General features: G+C 44.2%; 19 protein-coding genes. 1 reads left to right on the top strand and 18 read right to left on the bottom strand.

What is annotated here, in order from left to right; genetic code table 11:
* Positions 1-62: 62 nt before the first annotated feature.
* From OCV68_RS13565 to OCV68_RS13520, 10 genes are all read right to left on the bottom strand, one after another.
* Entirely contained in the window at positions 63-1,739 is a 1,677-nt protein-coding gene (locus OCV68_RS13565; protein ID WP_009255081.1) for a recombinase family protein, read from the bottom strand.
* 94 nt (positions 1,740-1,833) lie between these two features.
* Positions 1,834-1,986: a transposon-encoded TnpW family protein gene (locus OCV68_RS13560; protein ID WP_009255080.1), complete on the bottom strand. Its 153-nt coding sequence runs from the start codon at positions 1,984-1,986 to the stop codon at positions 1,834-1,836.
* A gap of 456 nt (positions 1,987-2,442) precedes the next feature.
* Positions 2,443-2,682 (bottom strand): helix-turn-helix domain-containing protein, encoded by a 240-nt coding sequence (locus tag OCV68_RS13555; protein ID WP_009255079.1) that lies wholly within the window; start codon positions 2,680-2,682, stop codon positions 2,443-2,445.
* On the bottom strand, positions 2,679-3,101 hold the full coding sequence (locus OCV68_RS13550; protein WP_077710151.1) for an RNA polymerase sigma factor: 423 nt from the start codon (positions 3,099-3,101) through the stop codon (positions 2,679-2,681). Before OCV68_RS13550 ends, OCV68_RS13555 begins: the two co-directional genes overlap by 4 nt.
* 452 nt (positions 3,102-3,553) lie before the next feature.
* A complete protein-coding gene (locus OCV68_RS13545) occupies positions 3,554-4,327 on the bottom strand; it encodes an ABC transporter permease (protein WP_074099367.1) in 774 nt (257 codons plus the stop codon).
* Between the two features lie 5 nt (positions 4,328-4,332).
* Complete coding sequence (locus OCV68_RS13540) at positions 4,333-5,142, bottom strand: ABC transporter permease (RefSeq protein ID WP_074099368.1); 810 nt, start codon at positions 5,140-5,142, stop codon at positions 4,333-4,335.
* A complete protein-coding gene (locus OCV68_RS13535) occupies positions 5,135-6,061 on the bottom strand; it encodes an ABC transporter ATP-binding protein (RefSeq protein WP_016728878.1) in 927 nt (308 codons plus the stop codon). The genes OCV68_RS13540 and OCV68_RS13535 overlap by 8 nt, the downstream gene beginning before the upstream one ends.
* A 136-nt stretch (positions 6,062-6,197) precedes the next feature.
* On the bottom strand, positions 6,198-7,115 hold the full coding sequence (locus tag OCV68_RS13530) for a sensor histidine kinase (protein ID WP_227177029.1): 918 nt from the start codon (positions 7,113-7,115) through the stop codon (positions 6,198-6,200).
* A gap of 6 nt (positions 7,116-7,121) precedes the next feature.
* A complete protein-coding gene (locus OCV68_RS13525; protein WP_074099369.1) occupies positions 7,122-7,814 on the bottom strand; it encodes a response regulator transcription factor in 693 nt (230 codons plus the stop codon).
* Positions 7,807-7,995, bottom strand: coding sequence for a helix-turn-helix domain-containing protein (locus OCV68_RS13520; RefSeq protein ID WP_032509791.1), 189 nt, complete (start codon positions 7,993-7,995; stop codon positions 7,807-7,809). Before OCV68_RS13520 ends, OCV68_RS13525 begins: the two co-directional genes overlap by 8 nt.
* A gap of 160 nt (positions 7,996-8,155) precedes the next feature.
* Here OCV68_RS13520 and OCV68_RS13515 point away from each other — a divergent pair, with 160 nt between their 5' ends.
* The gene (locus OCV68_RS13515; RefSeq protein WP_009255071.1) at positions 8,156-8,533 is read left to right on the top strand and encodes a helix-turn-helix domain-containing protein; all 378 of its coding nucleotides are present in this window, start codon (positions 8,156-8,158) and stop codon (positions 8,531-8,533) included.
* Positions 8,534-8,590: 57 nt separating this feature from the next.
* Here the strand turns inward: OCV68_RS13515 and OCV68_RS13510 are convergent, their stop codons facing one another.
* The 8 genes from OCV68_RS13510 to mobT form a co-directional block, all read right to left on the bottom strand.
* Positions 8,591-9,499, bottom strand: coding sequence for a conjugal transfer protein (locus OCV68_RS13510; RefSeq protein WP_227177028.1), 909 nt, complete (start codon positions 9,497-9,499; stop codon positions 8,591-8,593).
* Positions 9,500-9,515: 16 nt separating this feature from the next.
* On the bottom strand, positions 9,516-10,520 hold the full coding sequence (locus OCV68_RS13505) for a bifunctional lytic transglycosylase/C40 family peptidase (RefSeq protein ID WP_227177027.1): 1,005 nt from the start codon (positions 10,518-10,520) through the stop codon (positions 9,516-9,518).
* On the bottom strand, positions 10,517-12,895 hold the full coding sequence (locus OCV68_RS13500; RefSeq protein WP_449555772.1) for a CD3337/EF1877 family mobilome membrane protein: 2,379 nt from the start codon (positions 12,893-12,895) through the stop codon (positions 10,517-10,519). Before OCV68_RS13500 ends, OCV68_RS13505 begins: the two co-directional genes overlap by 4 nt.
* A complete protein-coding gene (gene tcpF, locus OCV68_RS13495; protein WP_227177026.1) occupies positions 12,892-15,342 on the bottom strand; it encodes a conjugal transfer ATPase TcpF in 2,451 nt (816 codons plus the stop codon). Before tcpF ends, OCV68_RS13500 begins: the two co-directional genes overlap by 4 nt.
* Complete coding sequence (locus OCV68_RS13490; protein ID WP_005427021.1) at positions 15,326-15,718, bottom strand: conjugal transfer protein; 393 nt, start codon at positions 15,716-15,718, stop codon at positions 15,326-15,328. Before OCV68_RS13490 ends, tcpF begins: the two co-directional genes overlap by 17 nt.
* Before the next feature lie 92 nt (positions 15,719-15,810).
* The gene (locus OCV68_RS13485) at positions 15,811-16,332 is read right to left on the bottom strand and encodes an antirestriction protein ArdA (RefSeq protein WP_449555771.1); all 522 of its coding nucleotides are present in this window, start codon (positions 16,330-16,332) and stop codon (positions 15,811-15,813) included.
* A gap of 96 nt (positions 16,333-16,428) precedes the next feature.
* Complete coding sequence (locus OCV68_RS13480) at positions 16,429-16,650, bottom strand: hypothetical protein (RefSeq protein ID WP_002570387.1); 222 nt, start codon at positions 16,648-16,650, stop codon at positions 16,429-16,431.
* A gap of 51 nt (positions 16,651-16,701) precedes the next feature.
* Positions 16,702-17,883, bottom strand: a complete 1,182-nt coding sequence (gene mobT, locus OCV68_RS13475) for a MobT family relaxase (protein ID WP_227177033.1) — start codon at positions 17,881-17,883, stop codon at positions 16,702-16,704.
* Positions 17,884-18,071: the final 188 nt, after the last annotated feature.

Here is an 18,071-nt window from a genome sequence, read left to right as displayed (position 1 = left end):
AATGTGAGGGTTTGGTAAGGATGTTTTTAAGATTTAGGTTTTGCGGTATAGTATGTTGCGTACTATACCGCTTTCCCTTTCCACAAAGTGACCTTTGAGTGGTCGAATACTCCGATATGGTTATAGATAATTTCAATTTCCTGTAAGCGTTTACCGCTGCTCTTATCAGGAGCATGGACAATAATTTTGTCGATAAACTCATGTACAATTTCTGGTGTTAGTTCTGTAAGGTTAGTGTACTTGCGGACTACTGAAAGAAATTGCTTTACATCCACAGATTGTTTTTCTTCTTTCTGTAATTCTTTCTCTAAGGAAGTCTGTTCTTCCTGCAAAGTATGCTGTTCTTCCTCATATCCTTTTGAAAGTTTCATAAAGCGCTCATCTGAAAGTTTTCCACTAATATTGTCTTCATAAATCCGTTGAAAAATTTTGTCCAACTCTTGAATACGGGAATGGATTTCTGTAAGCCGTTTTTTCTTTTGCGACAGTTCTTTATTTCTTTGCCGCATATCCGTATCCATGACCATCTGAACAAATTCATCTTCATAATCTGATACATAGCGGATAACTTCTTTCAGGTTTTCCAGCACAATTTGTTCGACTACTACATTACGAATATAGTGCATAGTACATGATTTTGAATTGTGCCGGTAATTGCTGCATACAAAATTATGTTTCTCTGCGCTCTGTGCCATTTGCCTATGAAATGTCATTTTGCTTCCGCAATCTGCACAGTAGAGCAAACCAGAGAACATAGGCATATCCCCCATTTTGGTAGGGCGGCGTTTTCCGGAACGGATTTTCTGTACAATCTCAAAGGTTTCCTTGTCAATGATTGCTTCATGGGTATTCTCAAAAATCCTCCATTGTTCAGGACTGTTATCAATTTTTTTGCGATTTTTATAAGACTTAACATGGGTCTTAAAATTCACAGTATGTCCTAAATAATCCATTCTTTCTAAGATGTGAGATACCACAGTTGCACTCCACAGATACTTGTCAGGTGGAAGAACGGTTCGTGGCTTTTCCCCATGCTCTAACGCATAATAAGTAGGGCAAAGAATTTTTCTTTCCGTTAGAATATTGGCAATTCGTGTCGGTCCATAACCATTGACACATAAACGGAAGATTTCCCGAACCACTTCGGCGGCTTCTTCATCTATAAGCCATTCCTTTTTATTGTCAGGATTCTTCATGTAGCCATAAGGAGCGTGAGAACCGATATGCTCGCCTGCCATTCCTTTAGAACGTTTGACTGCACGGATTTTTTTGCTGGTATCCTTTGCGTACCATTCGTTGATTATGTTACGAAATGGGGTAAACTCATTCTCCCCCACATGGCTATCCACGCCATCATTGACAGCAATAAAATGGACATCCATGTTCGGGAACATAATTTCTGTGTACATTCCCACCTGCAAATAATCACGCCCAAGTCTTGACATATCTTTGACTATAACGCGTTTGATTCTTCCTGCTTCGACCTCTGCAATCATTCTTTGAAAATCTGGTCTGTTGAAATTTGTACCAGAAAATCCATCATCTACAAAAAACACATAAGGCTGATACCCATGTTCGATTGCATAACGCTTCAGGATTTTTTTCTGGTTAATAATACTGTTTGAATCACCCTCCTGTTTATCATCTTGTGAAAGCCGACAGTATAATGCGGTTAATTCCTCTGTTTGATTTCCAATCGGATAAATGGAAGTGATAGTGTTGTTTGACTGCTGTAACATAAATACCTCCTATCCGACAGTCAAACAGACAATGCTTTTGCAACTTTATTGTACCGCATTTTCTGTTTTCTGTCTGCCCTGTTTTATAGCAAAATTATTGTTTCAAGTCATTACGGATAAGCCTTTTTACTTTCGTTACTGCGTCTTCCTGTGCCTGTTCTTTTGAGCGGGATTTTACCACATAACAGGTGTTTCCTATCTGGTATTCCCGTATCATTTCAGGGGCAGGATTCTTTGTGTTTTCCATAAGATAACAACCTCCTGTTATTTTCTTTGAAGCAAACCGAACAGCTTTCGCTAAAGCTCATGGGAATCTCACCCCTGAATGGTTCTCATCCAGCCGTACCCTTTGCCAGCGGTGCTACATCATCACACGGACTAAGGCTGTACGGAAGTATCATTATCACAATAGAAAGTTCATGGCGGCAGCTCTGCGGTAAGCTACTTATGGAACGCTGGCAGGAATCGCTATCCGGTATCATCCCTCCTTTGGTGGGTCACGGCGTGCCAGCCCAACGGCTCTCTTTCTATCGAAACGTATTCGGCTGCTTTATGCTGCGTTGATTAGACGCTTTCTTTTTCAAGGAACAATCCGGCTTTGTCAGCCTGTTAAAATGCACTGGTGATAATGCACTTTAATAGACGGGCAAGCTCTGTCTGGGAAGCATGGGCTTGTCCATGCTTCCACAGGAGAGCGTTATTTTTACTTTGGTTCCCTGATTTCAAAAGATAAAATCTTTGCAATCAGACGTGTTTCCATCCGGCGGCGTAGGGTTTCATCTACAACCATGTGGGTGTTCCCGTATTCGTCTTTCATGGGACGCATGGAACGGCTGGCAATAAAACCGCTGTAATGGCGTACAATCTGGTTGACTGCTTCAATATCGCCGTCCGCAGCCCTTACAATCACAGGAAACGGAATCATAGGGTGCTTTGCTGTCATGCTTTATCCTCCATAAACTTTTTGATAAATTCCAGTCCGGCGTGTCTTCTTCTCTGGATGGTAGAACGGTTGACTTCCAGAATTTTTGAAATCTCCGTATCGTCAAATCCGAGGAAATAATATCTCAGGATAACGTCACGTTTCTTTCCGTCCAGATTTTCCAACGCTTCTGCTAACAGGCTGTTTTCAATGCGGACAGTAAATCCATCCATTTCAAAAGTATGGAAATAGGATGGATAGGTGTCTTCGGAAGAAAACAGATTGACGGTGTAATCGTCCATATCACAAAACAGGGTTTCCCGTTTGCACTGCCTGGACAACGCTTTGAGATAGTCTTTGCGTTCATCTTCCATAGCGACTTTACAAATGTAATCAAACTGGTTCTCTATGGTTGTCTGAAATTCAGATGGCTTCATCATTGCTCACCCCCTTTCCAGCCTTGAAAGGGAGCGAGTTGATAGAAATTTCTGCTTCTTCCCCCCTTTTCGCTCTTAGTCCCGACAGGACAGGGGGTGTAGTTGCATTTTTGAATAAAAAAATACACCCATTTTAAAATAAAAATGAGTGCATGAGAAATAACAGTAGAATAAATATGACTTGTCAGTTCATATTCAAAGTCGGACTTCCACAGTGGAGGAGCTATACTTTTTTTAACGAATGCAACCTATGTATGCTGTATAGCAGCAAAGAAATTCCCATAGCGGCAGCCCTCCTAAATGCCGCTAATTTATGTTATAGGTAGCAGTAGACAAAAAGAAGCGGCGGCTTTAAAAATTAAAGCCACCGCTTCAAAGGCGCGTGAAAGTGTATCTGCTCTGCGACAGCTTTTTTTCTTTTGCCGTCGTTCGGCAGGTACTATCAATCAAATTATTTACCAACCCTTTTTTCTAACTGCTTTTTTCTTCTTACCAACAGTCAATGTACCAGGTTTTTTCTTTTTATTTGCAAGAATAATCATAGAAATCAAGAAAGTCAAAACTATTGTAATGAAAGCGGGGAAAATGTGATAAGTATAACCATATTCCGCACCACAAGTAGGGTCTACTAAAATCATGCTTGCTTTAATCGGATAATAATTTAACAGTGTTCCTTCAAAAGTTCCAAAATATCCATACACAAAAGCTAGTGCAACTCCACCCAAAAAATTATTTGCCGAACAACAGAATATCAGAATAATCGGCAAGACTGAAATATAAATTCCTATATTCGCCCCAGTAACACGAATAAACATATTGAGTAGATTGCCAAAATGAACTCCCGGAAATCCGACAATAATATTGATTACTAATGCTATCACACAACCTATAAGACTAAAGCTGATTGTCAACAGCAATAGAATAAGTAATTTTCCAGAAAGTAACTGTTTATATGGAATAGGAATTGTTAATATATTCTTCATAGTATCGTCTGTATATTCCCTTGTTATGATATAACCTGCAATCAGCGCAATAATAATCGGGAAAAATAAGGTACAGTTACTAATCATAACCTGTTGCATAAAATAGTCAAACGTCCATGTCTGTCCACCGTTGGCTGTGGAATAAAACAGTGACAGCAACGGAGAAAGTGTTGTCATAATAATTCCGGCTTTTATTACAGAATATCGTTTTAATTTTAAAAATTCAGTTTTTATTATATTTCTCATATCTTTTACCTCGTCCATTTTTTATAAAAGCGAATTATCAGCCACAAAGAAAGTATAACTGTAATTGCCATAATAAAAATTGTATGGCAAGTGGTTGGTACAATCGCATAGGCTTCCGGCAAAAGATTATCTTTTTGCAAATTATCCATCATTAAGCCGCTTGTCCAGTTCATAACACATATAACCGGAAAAGAATTTAAGAAAGCAATTTTGGCAGCACTTATAGATGTCCCAATCGTTCCCAGTATGCCCCAGTTAAAAATGGAATAAAAAAATGCAAGCAGGATAGAAAGTAAAAAACTTTTGTTAAAGTAAATAATTAAAAATACAATCGGTAAAGAAGCTGCTACGATAAGAACTCCAAAAATAAGGCTCATAAATATCTTATAAGTCATACCGTAAACCATTCCTACATGAAACAATTTACAAAACAACGCAACAGACAATGTGCTTATCAGACAAAATGCAACGCTGAAAATAAAGAGCATAGAAATTTTTGCCATAATGAGTTGTGTATTTGTAACTGGAATTGTTCTAAGGTTTTTGGAAGTATCGCAATCTCTTTCTATAAAAAACAAAATAGCGGCAATGATACCAATTAGACATGGAAGCAAAAAAACTAAACCATATCCCAACATCATTGTATAGACATAATCAAATCGGGTTTGAAGATAGTGTTCCGTTGTATCTGCACCAGTTCCCGCCTTTGCCATATATGCCAAAATCAGCGGAAAAAATAACGACAATGACATCAGTGCATACAACAGTCTTTTTCGCTTTAATTTCCAAAATTCGCACTTAATCAGTTTAAGCAATTCCTTCGCCTCCTGTCACACGCTTGAAGTAATCTTCAAGACTTTCTTCACAAGTATGGGCTTCTGATACCTCCAATCCATTTTCTACAAAAGCAGTCACGATTTTTCCTACGGACAAATCAAGATTATGCAAGCGTAAATTGTGGTCGTCCTGTATAGAGAAATGGCTCTCATGGAAAGTACGCTCTAAAATTCTTGCTGCCTGTGCGGTATCAGAAAGAGTAAATCGGATATGTTTGCTGCTTTTTTGTTCCAGTTCCGCAAGACTTTCTTCTTCCAATAGTGCGCCATGGTCGATAATTCCAATATCATCTGCTAGCAAAGAAATCTCCGAAAGGATATGACTGGAAATTAAAATTGTTTTTCCCTTTGTATCGCAAAGCTCGCGAATAAAAGAACGTACTTCTGCAATTCCAATCGGGTCAAGCCCATTGATAGGTTCATCTAAAATCAGAAGTTCAGGGTCGTGCATAACTGCAAGTGCAATCGCAAGTCGTTGTTTCATACCAAGAGAATACTGGGAAAACAGTTTTTTGTCTTTATAAGGCAATCCTACCAAATCCAATGTGTTTTTAATTGAATGACGGTTGGGTATGCCCCGTAAGGTAGCAAAAATTTGTAAGTTTTCCGTAGCAGTCAAATTAGGGTAAAAACCGGGCGACTCAATCAGACTACCGATACGGGGCAACAATTTCTTTTCATTCCCCTGCAAAGACTTTCCCCATATTTTAACTTCGCCGGAAGTTGGCTTTGTCAATCCAAGTAGCATTTTCATAGTAGTCGTTTTTCCGGCTCCGTTTCTTCCAAGCAGTCCGTAAATTCTCCCTTTCTGCACATGAATATTTAAGTCAGCGACACTCTTTTGTGAGCCGTACTGCTTTGTAAGATTTTTTGTTTCAATGATATAATTTTTGTCCATATTCAAACCTCCTGTTCTGTAAACTATTCTATCATACCAACCTTGCATTAACCTTGCCGCAACCTTGCATTAACCTTGCAATTTGAAATATTTCTCCCCAAATAATTAAGGCTCCCGTCAAAAGGACGGGAGAACCTTACTTTGCTAAGGGAAAAAGCAAAGTAAATTCTGTTCCTTTTCCCTGTATGCTATTTACTGTTATTGTGCCGTTCATCTTTTCTACAAGTTGGTGTGCGATAGAAAGCCCAAGACCGCTGCCTTTTTCAGACCGTCCCTTATCGCATTTATAGAGTCGTTCAAAAATATGCTTCAAATCTTCTTTTTCAATCCCTATTCCATTATCTGCTAATCGGATTTGCATATTTTTTTCCTGCTTTGACAGGATTATTTCTATTTTATCCGCATGACTGTGAGAAATTACATTCTGAATAAGATTGTTCAATATCCGCATATAGCCGTCCGTATCAAGTTTTACCCGGAAAGGCTGTTCGGGAATATCAATGTTGTAATCTATCTGCTTATCTTCAAATATGGGTATCCAGTCAATCAAGATATTTCGTGTCAGCTCCGCAGCTTCAACAATATTTATATCCATAGCAAACTCATTAGAATTTAATTTGAACCAGTCAAAAAGAACATCAATATATTCTTTCAAATCGTGAGCTTTGCGGCGGGCTGTTTCGATATAGTCGTCCCTGTCTTTTCCTGTAACAATTCCTTTATGTGCAGCGTCAAGATACCCAATAAGCGTTGTAAGCGGTGTCCGAACATCATGGGAAAGACTTGTCATAAGCTGTCGGTTTGTTTCTTCTGTCTGCCGGACAGTAGAAAGCCTGCTCTCATAAGACACAACAATCTCATTTATTTCATAGGCAAGAGGGGCTACCAGTTCATTTGTTGCAGATAAAATACGCCTGTTTCCATTTCCGTTTTTTACATCAATCAATGTGTCTGTTATCTCGGCTATCTGTTTTTTAACACGTCGAATAGCAAAGCAGGAAACAAGAATGGAAAAAAGTGCAATTATTATGGATAGAAAAATGACTGCTTCCATAGAAAATCAAACCTCCTTGTTAAAACGATAACCGATACCTTTAATCGTTTGAATATATTTTGGACTTCCGGGATTTACCTCTAATTTCTTGCGAAGTCGGCTGATAATCGCCATAATGTTGCTGTCATCATAGAAATATTCCTCTCTCCACACTTCTTCATAAATCTGTTGCTTTGTCAGAATTTTCCCTTGATTTTTCGCGCAGTATAAGAGTAAGTCAAATTCTTTTGGAGGCAGTTCAAAAGTTCCATTTTCCGTAGTAACAGAACGATTTTCAATGTCAATTTTCAACCCGTCAAATTCAAGCTGCTGTGTCATTCCGTCTGTTTGATTGAAACGGGTATAACGCCGTATAAGAGAAATAATACGGGCTATTAGTTCGTCCATGTCAAAAGGCTTTGTTAAATAGTCATCGGCTCCTGCGCGTAAGCCGCGCACTTTGGAAGCGCTGTCATTTTTAGAGGTAAACATCAAAATCGGCAGACTGTTTTCTTTTCTGATTTCTTCCAATGTTTCAAATCCGTCCATACCGGGCATCATAACGTCCAGTATCACAAGTTGATATTCTTTTTCTTTTAATTTTTGTAGTCCCTCTTTTCCTGTATTACAAAAATCAGCTTCTATATCTTCTGATAAAACGCTTCGCTTAATCAGCACACAAAGCTCTTTATCATCATCTATAATCAAAACTTTATTCATGGTGTAGCTCCTTTCCTTGTTTTGTTCTCCCGTCAATCGGTTTTTCCGCGTCCTTTGGTATCAGCCACATATACCCAAGTTTTGAAACACCGGGGATGCGGTTCTCTCTGCATAGTATCTGTACACGCCGTTCAGAAATCCCCCATTTCTTCGCTGCTTCGGGGCAAGACATATATTCCATAACACCCAAGTCCTTTCTACAAATCATATCAGTATAATTATAGTCGGGCATACGAATAATAGCAAGTGCAAGCATATGAATTATTATGGCTATAAATAGGAACTGTATAGACGTATTCAGTATGAAAGAGGAACAGTAGAATGTATATGGGTGAATAAATATGGCAAAAAGACCAACAGCTAAATATGACTTTAAGGCTTTCGGACAAGCTATCAAAGCAGCGAGAACCGAACGAAAAGAGAGCCGTAAAAAAGTAAGTGATGAAATGTATATCTCACCACGTTATCTTGCTAATATTGAGAATAAAGGACAACAGCCGAGTTTACAAATTTTTTATGAGCTTGTAACACGCTATGATATATCCGTAGACCAATTCTTTTTCCCAGATAAATCAGCGGAAAAAGATACACAACGTAGGCAGCTTGATACACTGCTTGATAGTATGAGTGAGAAAGGAATACGGGTAGTCACCGCCACAGCAAAAGAGATAGCCGAAGTCGAAACAGAGGACAGGGGAATGTCCAGAACAGAATTTTAACGTGAAGACACATTGTAATCTTTCAGGAAATACAATGTGTCTTCTGTTTTATATAGCTTATTTCACAATCTTCCAGTTTTCCCCGTTCTTTTCCAGTACAAGGTTAAACTGTGATACCTGTGTTGTCATGGTCTGGTTATCCAGATATTTTACTGCAAGGGAAGCTGTCACCTGATTTCCGTTTCGGTTATAAACCGGATTTACCAGTTCCGAGAAAATATACTCTTTTCCCACAGTTTTCAGCACACCCTCATTTACATAATAGGTCAGTTCCTTTGCGGTTGCCGTAGGGTACAGCTTGAAAAAGGTGGTGAGAAATTCGTTGATTTCCTCCGTAGTGATGGAATCCACCGTACCGTCACTTTGTACCGCTTTTGGCGTATAGCCGGATTTTACGGGAACGCTGGTAATGGTTGGATTCTGGATAATCGTCAGGTTTCCAGAGCCGTCCACATAGACCGTCACCTGATAGGCGGAACGGACGGTTTTACCGGATTCTCCCTCTGTGATACGCTGTTCCACTGTATAGGTCACTTGATAATGCTGCTCCTTTTCTTCTGTGATTTCCCATATCTGAAAATCGGTCAGGGCAGACGATACGGGGATGTCCTTTCGGACAGTATCTACATTCAGGGCTTGCAGTTCTCCGGTGAGATACCCTTTTAAAGCATTTGTCCGGCTATCAATGGAAGCGGCGGACTGTTCCCATGAATAGTAGACTTCTGCGAAATTCTTCACAAAATTCTCTATCTTGTGCGTGTCGAGGATTTGTTCCTCAATCACTTTGGTTTCATGGACAGTATGAATGTCTATCGCCGTGAAATTCTTATAGACGGCAAACAGGAAGCTCACTGCCAGCAGCACCCACAGGGCAATCACGGTTTTTTTGTGGGTATTGACTTTGTAAACTTTCAGTTTCTTTTCTTTCTGCTTTTTCTGGTTTTCCTCTTTTCTAATCTGAATCATATCGGTTCATCCTTTCTTATTGTTTGATTCGTCCGGCTCCGGCAAGGTGCTGTTGCCAGTAGGAGCCTGTCAGGTCTGCGTAACCAATGGGATTTCCGGCATGGTACATCCGGTTATTTCCCACATACAGCCCCACATGGGTGATGTAGGTTCCGGCGTTGTAGGTGGAGTGGAAAAAGACCAAATCCCCTGCTTTTGCTTCGGACAGGGGGATATGCTGCGTCACATTGTACTGTTCCTGTGCTGTCCGTGGCAGGGCGATTCCCGCCTTGCCATAGCACCACTGCACCAGTCCAGAACAGTCAAAGGAAGTGGATGGGGAATCGCCCCCGTACACATACGTCCAGCCCTCATACTTTAAGGCTTCCTCCATGATAGCCTGTACCGTTTCATCATCAAACTGTGCCACGGTCAGGTATTGCGATACCAAGAGGACATAGAACATATTTCCGTAGGAATACCGCCAGCCGCCGTTTTTCGCTACGGCAACAGGGTTGGTGTAGGTGACTTTCTTTCCGCCGGATTTGTCCCTTGCGAAGCTCTCTGCCAGTTCAAAGGTGTATTTTTTTCCGTGCCCTGCTACATAGTCTAGGAAACCACCGCCGTAGTTGTAAGACTGAATCACACTATTTAAATCACAGCCCTTTGTTTCTGCCGCTGCGAGCAGTTCCGAGAAATACTTGCAGCCTTGTTTGATGGATTCCTCTGTGCTAAGAGAGTTCGGGGGAAGCCCCAGAGATTCCGAGGACTGCATAACGTCTTCCAGCGTGCCGCCGGATTCCACCTGAATGATGGCGAGCAGCACATTTAAATATTCCTCTATGCCATATTCCCTTGCATACTTTTCCAGCATAGGTTTATGGGCGAGGACTTCCTGTGATACGCTCACGCCCCCATAGATAAGATTTCCGCCGCTTCCTCCGTCTTCCTCATCCGAGAAGACAATCACCACCAAAAGGAGCAGGGAGAACATCATCACGAACACGCCGGAACAGGCAAAGAAAAGGTGTCTTAATTTCATGGTTTCTCCCCTTTCTTTTGTTTGGCAGTCGCTGTTACCGTTTTTGTCCACTCCTTTCTGGCGGTGGTACGCCGGATGGTAAAGTTTGATTCTTTTACCACAGGGGCAGCCCGTTTTCTTTCCGGTATCACAGGAGCCGTATCGTTCTGGACAGGTCTTGCCGGATGGGGAGCAGCAGGTGTAGTAGTTGTCTTTTGTCTTTCCTCTGGTTTGTCTGGGGAAGCCGGAGGGACTATCTGGCGTTCTGCCCTTACAGACGGTATCTGTTCATGGTGGATGGAAGCCGCTTTTACCACCGGAATAGAAGCCAGTTCTGCCACAGTTCCCCCATAAGGAACCTGTCCCCGTTCCCTGATGGATGGGAAAGCTGGCTGCATGGCTGGTTTTCCTGCATGAGCGGTATCTGCATGATGTCGGAAATCTTCTGGCTGCTTTGCAGTAACAGGGCGTTCATGGACAGGAGCCGCCCCTTTGGGTGCTTCGGAAGCTCTCTGTTGCGGCTGTTTTGCCTGTTCCAGTTCCGCCCTGCGTTCTGCAATGGTCTGTCTGCGGCTTTCTGCCTGTGCGTTCCGCTGTTCGGCTCTGGCAGTTCGGGTCTGGGTCACGCTGGAAGTAAACTCCCGTACTCCCTCTGATACCTGTGTTTTCCCGTGGTAAAGGGCGTACTTTGCATTGACAGGCAAATCCTTTGCCTGCTCCCGAAGCTGTCCGGCAGTATCGGCTATCTTATCTTTGGTATCTGCCGCCGCACCTACCGCAGAGCCAGCCCGTTTCCATACGGATTCCTGTTCCGGTGCTGCCTGTCCGTCTGGTCTGCTGTGGTCTGCCTGTGTCCGTTTGGAAGAGCCGGAGTGGAAAGCAGTTCTCTGGTCTGAACCAGCCTGTTTTCCTGCGTGGTAGGCAGCCGTTCCAGCCCCAAGAGCCGCCACGGAACGTCCTAACTTATGCTGTAAACGGTGCATATGGGCGTGCATGAGCATACGGGGTCTTCGCATGATACGGCTCCCCATGCTTTGGGAATCGCCGCTCTGTAAGGAGAACATCCCCATCAAATCCCCCAGCTTGAAATAGATTCCGGCAAAGGTCACTATCTGCAAGAACGCCGTCAGGAAGAACGGATATTCCCCAGACAGGTTGTAGAGCATGGTGGAAATACTGAACGCTACCGTGATAATCAGGGTGATTCCGGCTCTGGTAAGGATGGTATTGAACAGTTTTGTAATGGCACGCTTTGACATCCCCTCAAAAGAGGGAACCATGCTAAGGAGGAAGCTCACAGGCAGGAACATGGCGTAGATGATAAAAAGCACCTGTGAGAAAATCATTATCCCCGTGAGCAGGAATACAAAAATGGAGATACCGATATTGAAGATAAATAGGAAGAAGACGGTTCCCAAGCGGTTGATGGTCTTTGTGATGGTAAGGTTGGTGTTTTCCCTGTCTTCGATTTCCTCCACCACGATTTCTTCCCTGTCCTGCCCGTTGTTTTCGTCTGGGCTGGTTGAGAGCAGGCTTTCCACACGGTCAGCCCCAATGCTTTCCACATCCGAGTTGCCGTATTGCAGCAGGAGCCACGGCTGCTTGACCTGAATGGAAAACAGGCTGTCCCGTATCAAATCCACACTGTCTTTTCCTTGACTTTCCGAGTTCGGCAGCACAATCTTTGTACCAAGGGTCAGGCTGGCATTGCTGATGTCTGCGGAAAATTCATTGATTTTCCCGATATAATCAGGGGCATAAGCGATAAAGGCAGCGGACAGCACGAACACCACCACGAAGTTCACAACGGCATGGATGGCTTTTGTGGTTTCCCGTTTGATAAGCCCTGTGTAGGCAACGTAAATCCCCACCACCAGAATGAGAATCAGCAGGAACCCGACATAAAATCCCTCCGAGGACAAGCCGCCAGTGGTAACGCCTGCAAGGGTCTGCATATTTTTCCCAATGGAATCCGCCGTAGAGGAAATGAAATCCAGCGAGTAGGCTTCCTGAATCAGATACCCTGTGGCGTTGGAAAGGTACAAGCTGATTGTCCAGATAAAATTTGTGATGGCATACAGCCCGTACATCACCTGTTTTCCGATACCGTCCAGCCAGTTCCACGGGAGCCAGTCCCATCCGCTGTCCACATAAAAATCAAGCTGGTAGTTGTCCAGAGGATATTTGCTGTATTCGTTGGCAGTATCCACCGTATCATCCACCAGTCCGGCAGCGTGGGCGGCTGTGCCGAAGACTGCAAGCAGCAGGAGGATGAGCAGGAGTGCCAGAAGCACCCTGCCAATCACTTTTCCTGCCGTCTTCCAAGACAAGCCCTTTTTTGTGTGATGAGGAACTGGGAATTGCGGTCGGTTGGAAGTTCTATGTATCACCATCATTCCACCTCTTTTCTTACGGGCGGTCTGGTATCAAAGGCGTGGAACAGGTCTTCAAAGATAGGATGGAACTGTATCACGCCCACACGCCCGTACAAATCACTGATAAGGCACTGTCCGTTTTCCAAGTCACGGAGCCGCTTCTGGTTGTTTTCATCTTCGGAATCCACCCCGAAAAAGGCGAGGGTCTTTTTGATTTCGTTGATGTCCGTGGAACGGAACGCAAACTTCAAGCCCAGATTGTTTTTCAGTTTTTCATCCAGCAAATCGTCCGTGTTCTGGGTGACAAAATAAACGCCTGCATTCATGGCACGTCCGGCACGAACCAGCTTCATGGAAAGGGTCTTGCCCTGTGCCACCTGTAAGAAGCTCCATGCTTCATCCAAATCCACAATCTTAAACACGCTGCGGTCGGTGTGGATGAAGTCGAGGGCAAAGGTGCTGATTACAATGAGCATTGCCACGGAAAGCAGCTCCATTGTGGTGTATTCTTCAAATGAGGTTTCCTTATCCGGCAGCACCAAATCCGCTACCTGAATGATATTGAGCTGCTTTTCAAGGCTGATGGACTGTGTGACATCCCCATCCGAAAAGAGCAGGTGTGCAAAGTCATAGTCCGTAAAGGATTCGATATGGTCGGCTATGCTGGTGCTGATGGTGGTTCCCTCCGCCCGTAGTTCCTCAATCACTTTGAAAAGCCCCCGTTCTTCACTGTTTGTTACTGCACGAATAGCTTTCCGAAGAACAGGGAACTTCTCCCCGTCACGGCTGGAAATGCCGGTTAAAAAGGTCAGGATGTCGATTGCCAGTGATTCAGAATCCTTTGGGTTCTCCATAATCACATACGGGTCAAGTAAGCCCCTGTTCTGTTCCTCCGAAGTCAGGTTTACGATATTGATTTCATGGGCGATTTCCGGCAGGGTTTCTTTCCAGCGTCCCCGTTCCGCTTTCGGGTCAACAATGAGAGCCTGTGCCCCAAATAATACGGAATAATAGACAATCATGTTGTTACTGAATGATTTTCCACCGCCGAGGGAGCCGACAAAAGCGGCAGCAAGGGCGTTGGTGACGGAGCCTTTTACCCCTTGACTGGCAAGGGCAGGCTTTAAGTACACGTTTCTTCCTGTATCAAGACTGTACCCGATATAAATACCCTCCGTTTCCCCCAACATCTGGGTTGCCCCGAAGCCAAGACCAGCGAGGAAGTCGCTGGTGACATACTGGATGTAATCGTTCAGATACCGTTTGCTGGCAGGGAGAAATTCCCCATGCAGCCCCAGCATATCCCCAAAGGGGCGAACCAGTTTCACGTTCAAATCGTCATAAAAATCGTTCACCTCATTGCAACGTCGTTTCAGTTCTTCCAAGTCGGGAGCCGTCACACGCACCACATAGGACAGCTTATACATGGATTCCTTGCTCTGGTCTAAGGTGGATTCCAGCTCATTCACGCTGTCTAAAGCGTCCACCACGTTTGTACTGGTTTCGCTGTCATTCTGCCATGCATGGTTGTCCAAATCTTTCAGCTCTTTTTTCTTGTTCCGCACCGTGGAGAGGGCTTTCCGGTTTGTGACAATCTCCACATTCATAGAGGTATCAATGGGAAAGGTGAATTGCTGCTGTTGATAGTAAAAGATTTCCGAGGATGGGAAGTCCAGTTCCCCTACAATGCTGTTGATGGTAAAGTAGGCGGCATACACTGTCCCGTCTTCCTGTTCGATTTTCAGATACCGCTGGTTTTCCTCTATCAGACAACGGGTGGGTTTGATGAGGTCATAGTATTTCACCAGTGTTTCCTCCTGAAACCGCTTCTTCGGCAGGTAATACTCATAATCTTCGTAGGCGGTTCCGGTCTGTCCGTATAAATGCTCAATCAGATAGCCAAAATCGTCCTTATCAAGCCGCCGGACTTTAAAGCGGCGTGAGATTTTACTTTCCAGCAGTTTTTCCATCTTCTGAAACCGCCAGATTTCCTCATTGCTCATGGAAACAAAATCCCCCATGAGCTTGTGGTTGACTTCATGGAGGAAGTCGGAAACAGCGGTCTTTGCTTCCCTGCGAAACTGCTTCATGGTGACTTCCTGCTCATTGACAAGCAGCTTGAAGCCGATAAAAAAACGGTAGTCCACCTGATTTTCCCCTATCATGGAAATCAGGGCTTCGGTCTGTGCGTCAATCTTTGCACAGGCAACGTCTTTTAACCTGCCTGTCACTTCCTGTTTGGAGCGTTCCTGTGCCGCCCGTATGCTGGATTCCGTGCTGATTTGCAGGGCGTGAATCTTTCCATCCCTGTTCTGGGCGATAAGCTGCCGGAAGGAATCGTGTACCTGATATTTCTGTTCGGGGCTTAAAAAGGAATAGTTGTAGGGAAGCAGCTCATAGTAAGCGAAGCACTCCCCGTCATGGTTGAACACAAGGTTATTTTCGATATACTTAATCGGATATGCCATAAATATCACTCCTTACTGCCGTGATGGGCTGTGCCGGATATTCCTTTTCCAGCTTCACGGGCTTTCCTGCATAGGTCAGTTTCGGGCGTACCAGATATGCCAGTACGGATTTCAGGAAGCCGTAAGGCTTCTTCCCGTCAAAGGTCTTCTGGCACATGAACCAAGTGAGGGCAAAGGGTACGCCGAAGTATTTCAAAAATGCCCCGTCAATGAATGAAAGGGGAGGGAGGTTCCCCAAGAGCATAACTGCAAACACCGATACCACGAACCACGCCATCTGTGTGAACGTGATGGGGAATGGCAGCTTAAAATCATTGATGGAATAGAGTACCTTTTCCACCGACCAGATACTGGTATAGCTTCGTATTTTCTTCATGTTGTCCGTCCTTTCTAAAAAATGGGGACAGCAAAAGAGCCGCCCCTGAATAAAAAATCCGCCTGCATTTCCTGAAAGAGATACAGACGGGTCTACCGTAAGATTTCATATACGCCGTGGTTCGTGACAACAAAGGTTCCATCCAATTCCATGTCACGCCCATAGGCTGCATAGTCGATATAGTTTTGCAAGTGTGCCGGAAGTTCGCCAAGCTGTCCGCTTTCTTCCAGATAGTAGCGAGCCACATCCGCCATATCATCACAGCCGGAATGGCAGATAATATCATCTTCATGCTCACAGAGTTCTTCGATACTGCCAAAGTAGGATTGCAGCTCTGATAGTTCCTCCTGAATGTATTCCGGTAAGTCCTCCACCATTTCACACAGGCGGTTGATTTCCTCAATGGGGGTATATTCGTCAATCTCAAAGGGCAGCTCATAATCATGGATGGCGTATTCCTCATATTCATCATTCAAACCGATACGTTCTTTGACTTCCTCAAAGTCCACAGGCGGCGTGAACCATGCCCCTACCAGTTCGCCCTCATTGTATTTGCCTAAGTTGGCAATGTAAATCCGCATTTCCTCCACAGTGTCACCTCCATTCTCTGTCATGCTCCTTTTGGGGAGTTACGCTCCCCAAGTCCCTAGTGGACTTCCGCCATGAAGCAATCATAGCTTGCTCCATAACGGAAGTGTAACAAGGGTTTCCTATGCACCGATAATCTTATTGAACAGTTCCAGTAAGATGTCCTTTACACCGTCCGCATTGAAGACCAGACCGACCGCTACAAGGGACACCACCAGAAAACCGATAAGTTTGGAAAATTCCCTCTTAAATCCGAGGTACAGTCCAATCACCACGATTGCCAGCAGCACAAGGGACTGGGCGTTGGATAAAAACCAGTTGTAAAGATTCTGTCCGAAATTCATAAAAGCTCCTTTCTTTCCTGTAAGATTCCTTATGTTTCAAGATTGCCGCCGTTAAAGCACCACCTCCTTTGCAGCAGCGGCTTGCTGCTTCAGGATTTTTTCGTGCTTCTCCGTCAGCTTTGCATGGGTGATGATGTCATGGACAATCTGGGTGTGGTTCATCTTATCCAGACGGAGAGCCAGCTTTAACGTGGGTGCTACCTGATGGGAGAGCCAGTGCAGGGTGCGTTCAAAGGAATAGGGTTCCGGTTTGGTTGTCAGTTTCAGACTTCCCCTGTGTTCCCCTATAAACCACGCCCATTCCTCATTGATACGCCAGTCAGAACGGGGCTTTGCATTGTCCCTGTCCACGAACCGGACATAGCGGTTGATGATTTGAAAGGCTGTCCGTTCTGGATTGTCATGTTCTAACAGGTCACGGATGGCGTAAAAGGCACGCTCATTTTTCAGCCGGATTTCAAAGCGGTTCTTTACCTCTGCGTCTGCAATGGGAATATCGTGCTTTTTGTACTGCTCATAGTCCTTTTCGTAAATGCAGAAGTACACCTCACTTTGGAGGGAGCCGATATACAGGGTGTTCCCCATACATTCTTTTTCCTCACGCCGTACCAGTTCACCGCTGCGGTAGCTTTTGAAGCTGCGGAAGACCGAGATACATTCCTCATTCCGGCACTTCTCTGTCAGATGGGGAATGTTCAGGATTCCCGTTTTATCATTGATGGCAAGGTCAAGCCGCTTCATCACGCCGTCCTCCATGAGAACATCCATAAAAAATTCATACCAGCTCCGTTCCTGTGCCAGAAGATAGCTTTCAAACTGGCGGCAGCCACGCCCTTTCAGTTCCAGCAGCACCCCTTTTTCCAATTCCGGCGATACCAGAACGAAAATATCCCCCAGATAGTAATGCTCTGTGTACGAGTAGAAGCCGTAGTCTTCATGGATAAAGTAAGATAGCTTTAGCCGCAGCACGTCTTCCACGATATGCTTCACATCCGTAGTGGGGAAGCGAATCCGCACATAGTCAAAGAGCATTTCAAGGGGATTGTCTGGATTGAAGCGTTCCAGAGCTTCCGTGATGGCTTCCTGTAATGCTTCGGATGGGTGAGCCTTGCCCGTTTCAATATCGCTCAGGTACGGACGGGTGATTCCGGCAGCTAAGGCAAGTTTCTGTTGTGAGATACCGTAACTTTCCCGTTTTTCTTTGATGTCCCGTACCCATGTTTCTTCATTCAGTGAAAATCCCTCCTGTCTAAAAAGCGTATGTCAACTTTCAAAGCCTTGTTGACATACGCCGGATATGGGGAAAATCCCTTGTGTACTGTGGGATTCTGCCCTGTTGTTTGGTTGTTGCCTGTCGATTTGTACCCCTCTGTTAGATACGAGGGGTTTATGCTGGCGTGCCTTGCGGCACACCAGCCACA

This window comes from Huintestinicola butyrica (assembly GCF_025567215.1).
Lineage (GTDB): Bacteria > Bacillota > Clostridia > Oscillospirales > Ruminococcaceae > Huintestinicola > Huintestinicola butyrica.
The sequence above is the reverse complement of the archived record's forward strand: the minus strand, read 5'-3'. Positions and strand labels throughout refer to the sequence as shown.

Excerpts from the sequence above, each read along its gene's own strand:
- OCV68_RS13525 (WP_074099369.1), bottom strand. The coding sequence starts at position 7,814 with ATGAATAAAGTTTTGATTATAGATGATGATAAAGAGCTTTGTGTGCTG.
- OCV68_RS13490 (WP_005427021.1), bottom strand. The coding sequence starts at position 15,718 with ATGAAGAAAATACGAAGCTATACCAGTATCTGGTCGGTGGAAAAGGTA.
- OCV68_RS13565 (WP_009255081.1), bottom strand. The coding sequence starts at position 1,739 with ATGTTACAGCAGTCAAACAACACTATCACTTCCATTTATCCGATTGGA.
- OCV68_RS13510 (WP_227177028.1), bottom strand. The coding sequence starts at position 9,499 with ATGATTCAGATTAGAAAAGAGGAAAACCAGAAAAAGCAGAAAGAAAAG.
- OCV68_RS13520 (WP_032509791.1), bottom strand. The coding sequence starts at position 7,995 with ATGGAATATATGTCTTGCCCCGAAGCAGCGAAGAAATGGGGGATTTCT.
- OCV68_RS13480 (WP_002570387.1), bottom strand. The coding sequence starts at position 16,650 with ATGAATTTCGGACAGAATCTTTACAACTGGTTTTTATCCAACGCCCAG.
- OCV68_RS13555 (WP_009255079.1), bottom strand. The coding sequence starts at position 2,682 with ATGACAGCAAAGCACCCTATGATTCCGTTTCCTGTGATTGTAAGGGCT.
- OCV68_RS13535 (WP_016728878.1), bottom strand. The coding sequence starts at position 6,061 with ATGGACAAAAATTATATCATTGAAACAAAAAATCTTACAAAGCAGTAC.
- OCV68_RS13505 (WP_227177027.1), bottom strand. The coding sequence starts at position 10,520 with ATGAAATTAAGACACCTTTTCTTTGCCTGTTCCGGCGTGTTCGTGATG.
- OCV68_RS13485 (WP_449555771.1), bottom strand. The coding sequence starts at position 16,332 with ATGACAGAGAATGGAGGTGACACTGTGGAGGAAATGCGGATTTACATT.
- OCV68_RS13560 (WP_009255080.1), bottom strand. The coding sequence starts at position 1,986 with ATGGAAAACACAAAGAATCCTGCCCCTGAAATGATACGGGAATACCAG.
- OCV68_RS13545 (WP_074099367.1), bottom strand. The coding sequence starts at position 4,327 with ATGAGAAATATAATAAAAACTGAATTTTTAAAATTAAAACGATATTCT.
- tcpF (WP_227177026.1), bottom strand. The coding sequence starts at position 15,342 with ATGGCATATCCGATTAAGTATATCGAAAATAACCTTGTGTTCAACCAT.
- OCV68_RS13500 (WP_449555772.1), bottom strand. The coding sequence starts at position 12,895 with ATGATGGTGATACATAGAACTTCCAACCGACCGCAATTCCCAGTTCCT.
- OCV68_RS13530 (WP_227177029.1), bottom strand. The coding sequence starts at position 7,115 with ATGGAAGCAGTCATTTTTCTATCCATAATAATTGCACTTTTTTCCATT.
- OCV68_RS13550 (WP_077710151.1), bottom strand. The coding sequence starts at position 3,101 with ATGATGAAGCCATCTGAATTTCAGACAACCATAGAGAACCAGTTTGAT.
- OCV68_RS13515 (WP_009255071.1), top strand. The coding sequence starts at position 8,156 with ATGGCAAAAAGACCAACAGCTAAATATGACTTTAAGGCTTTCGGACAA.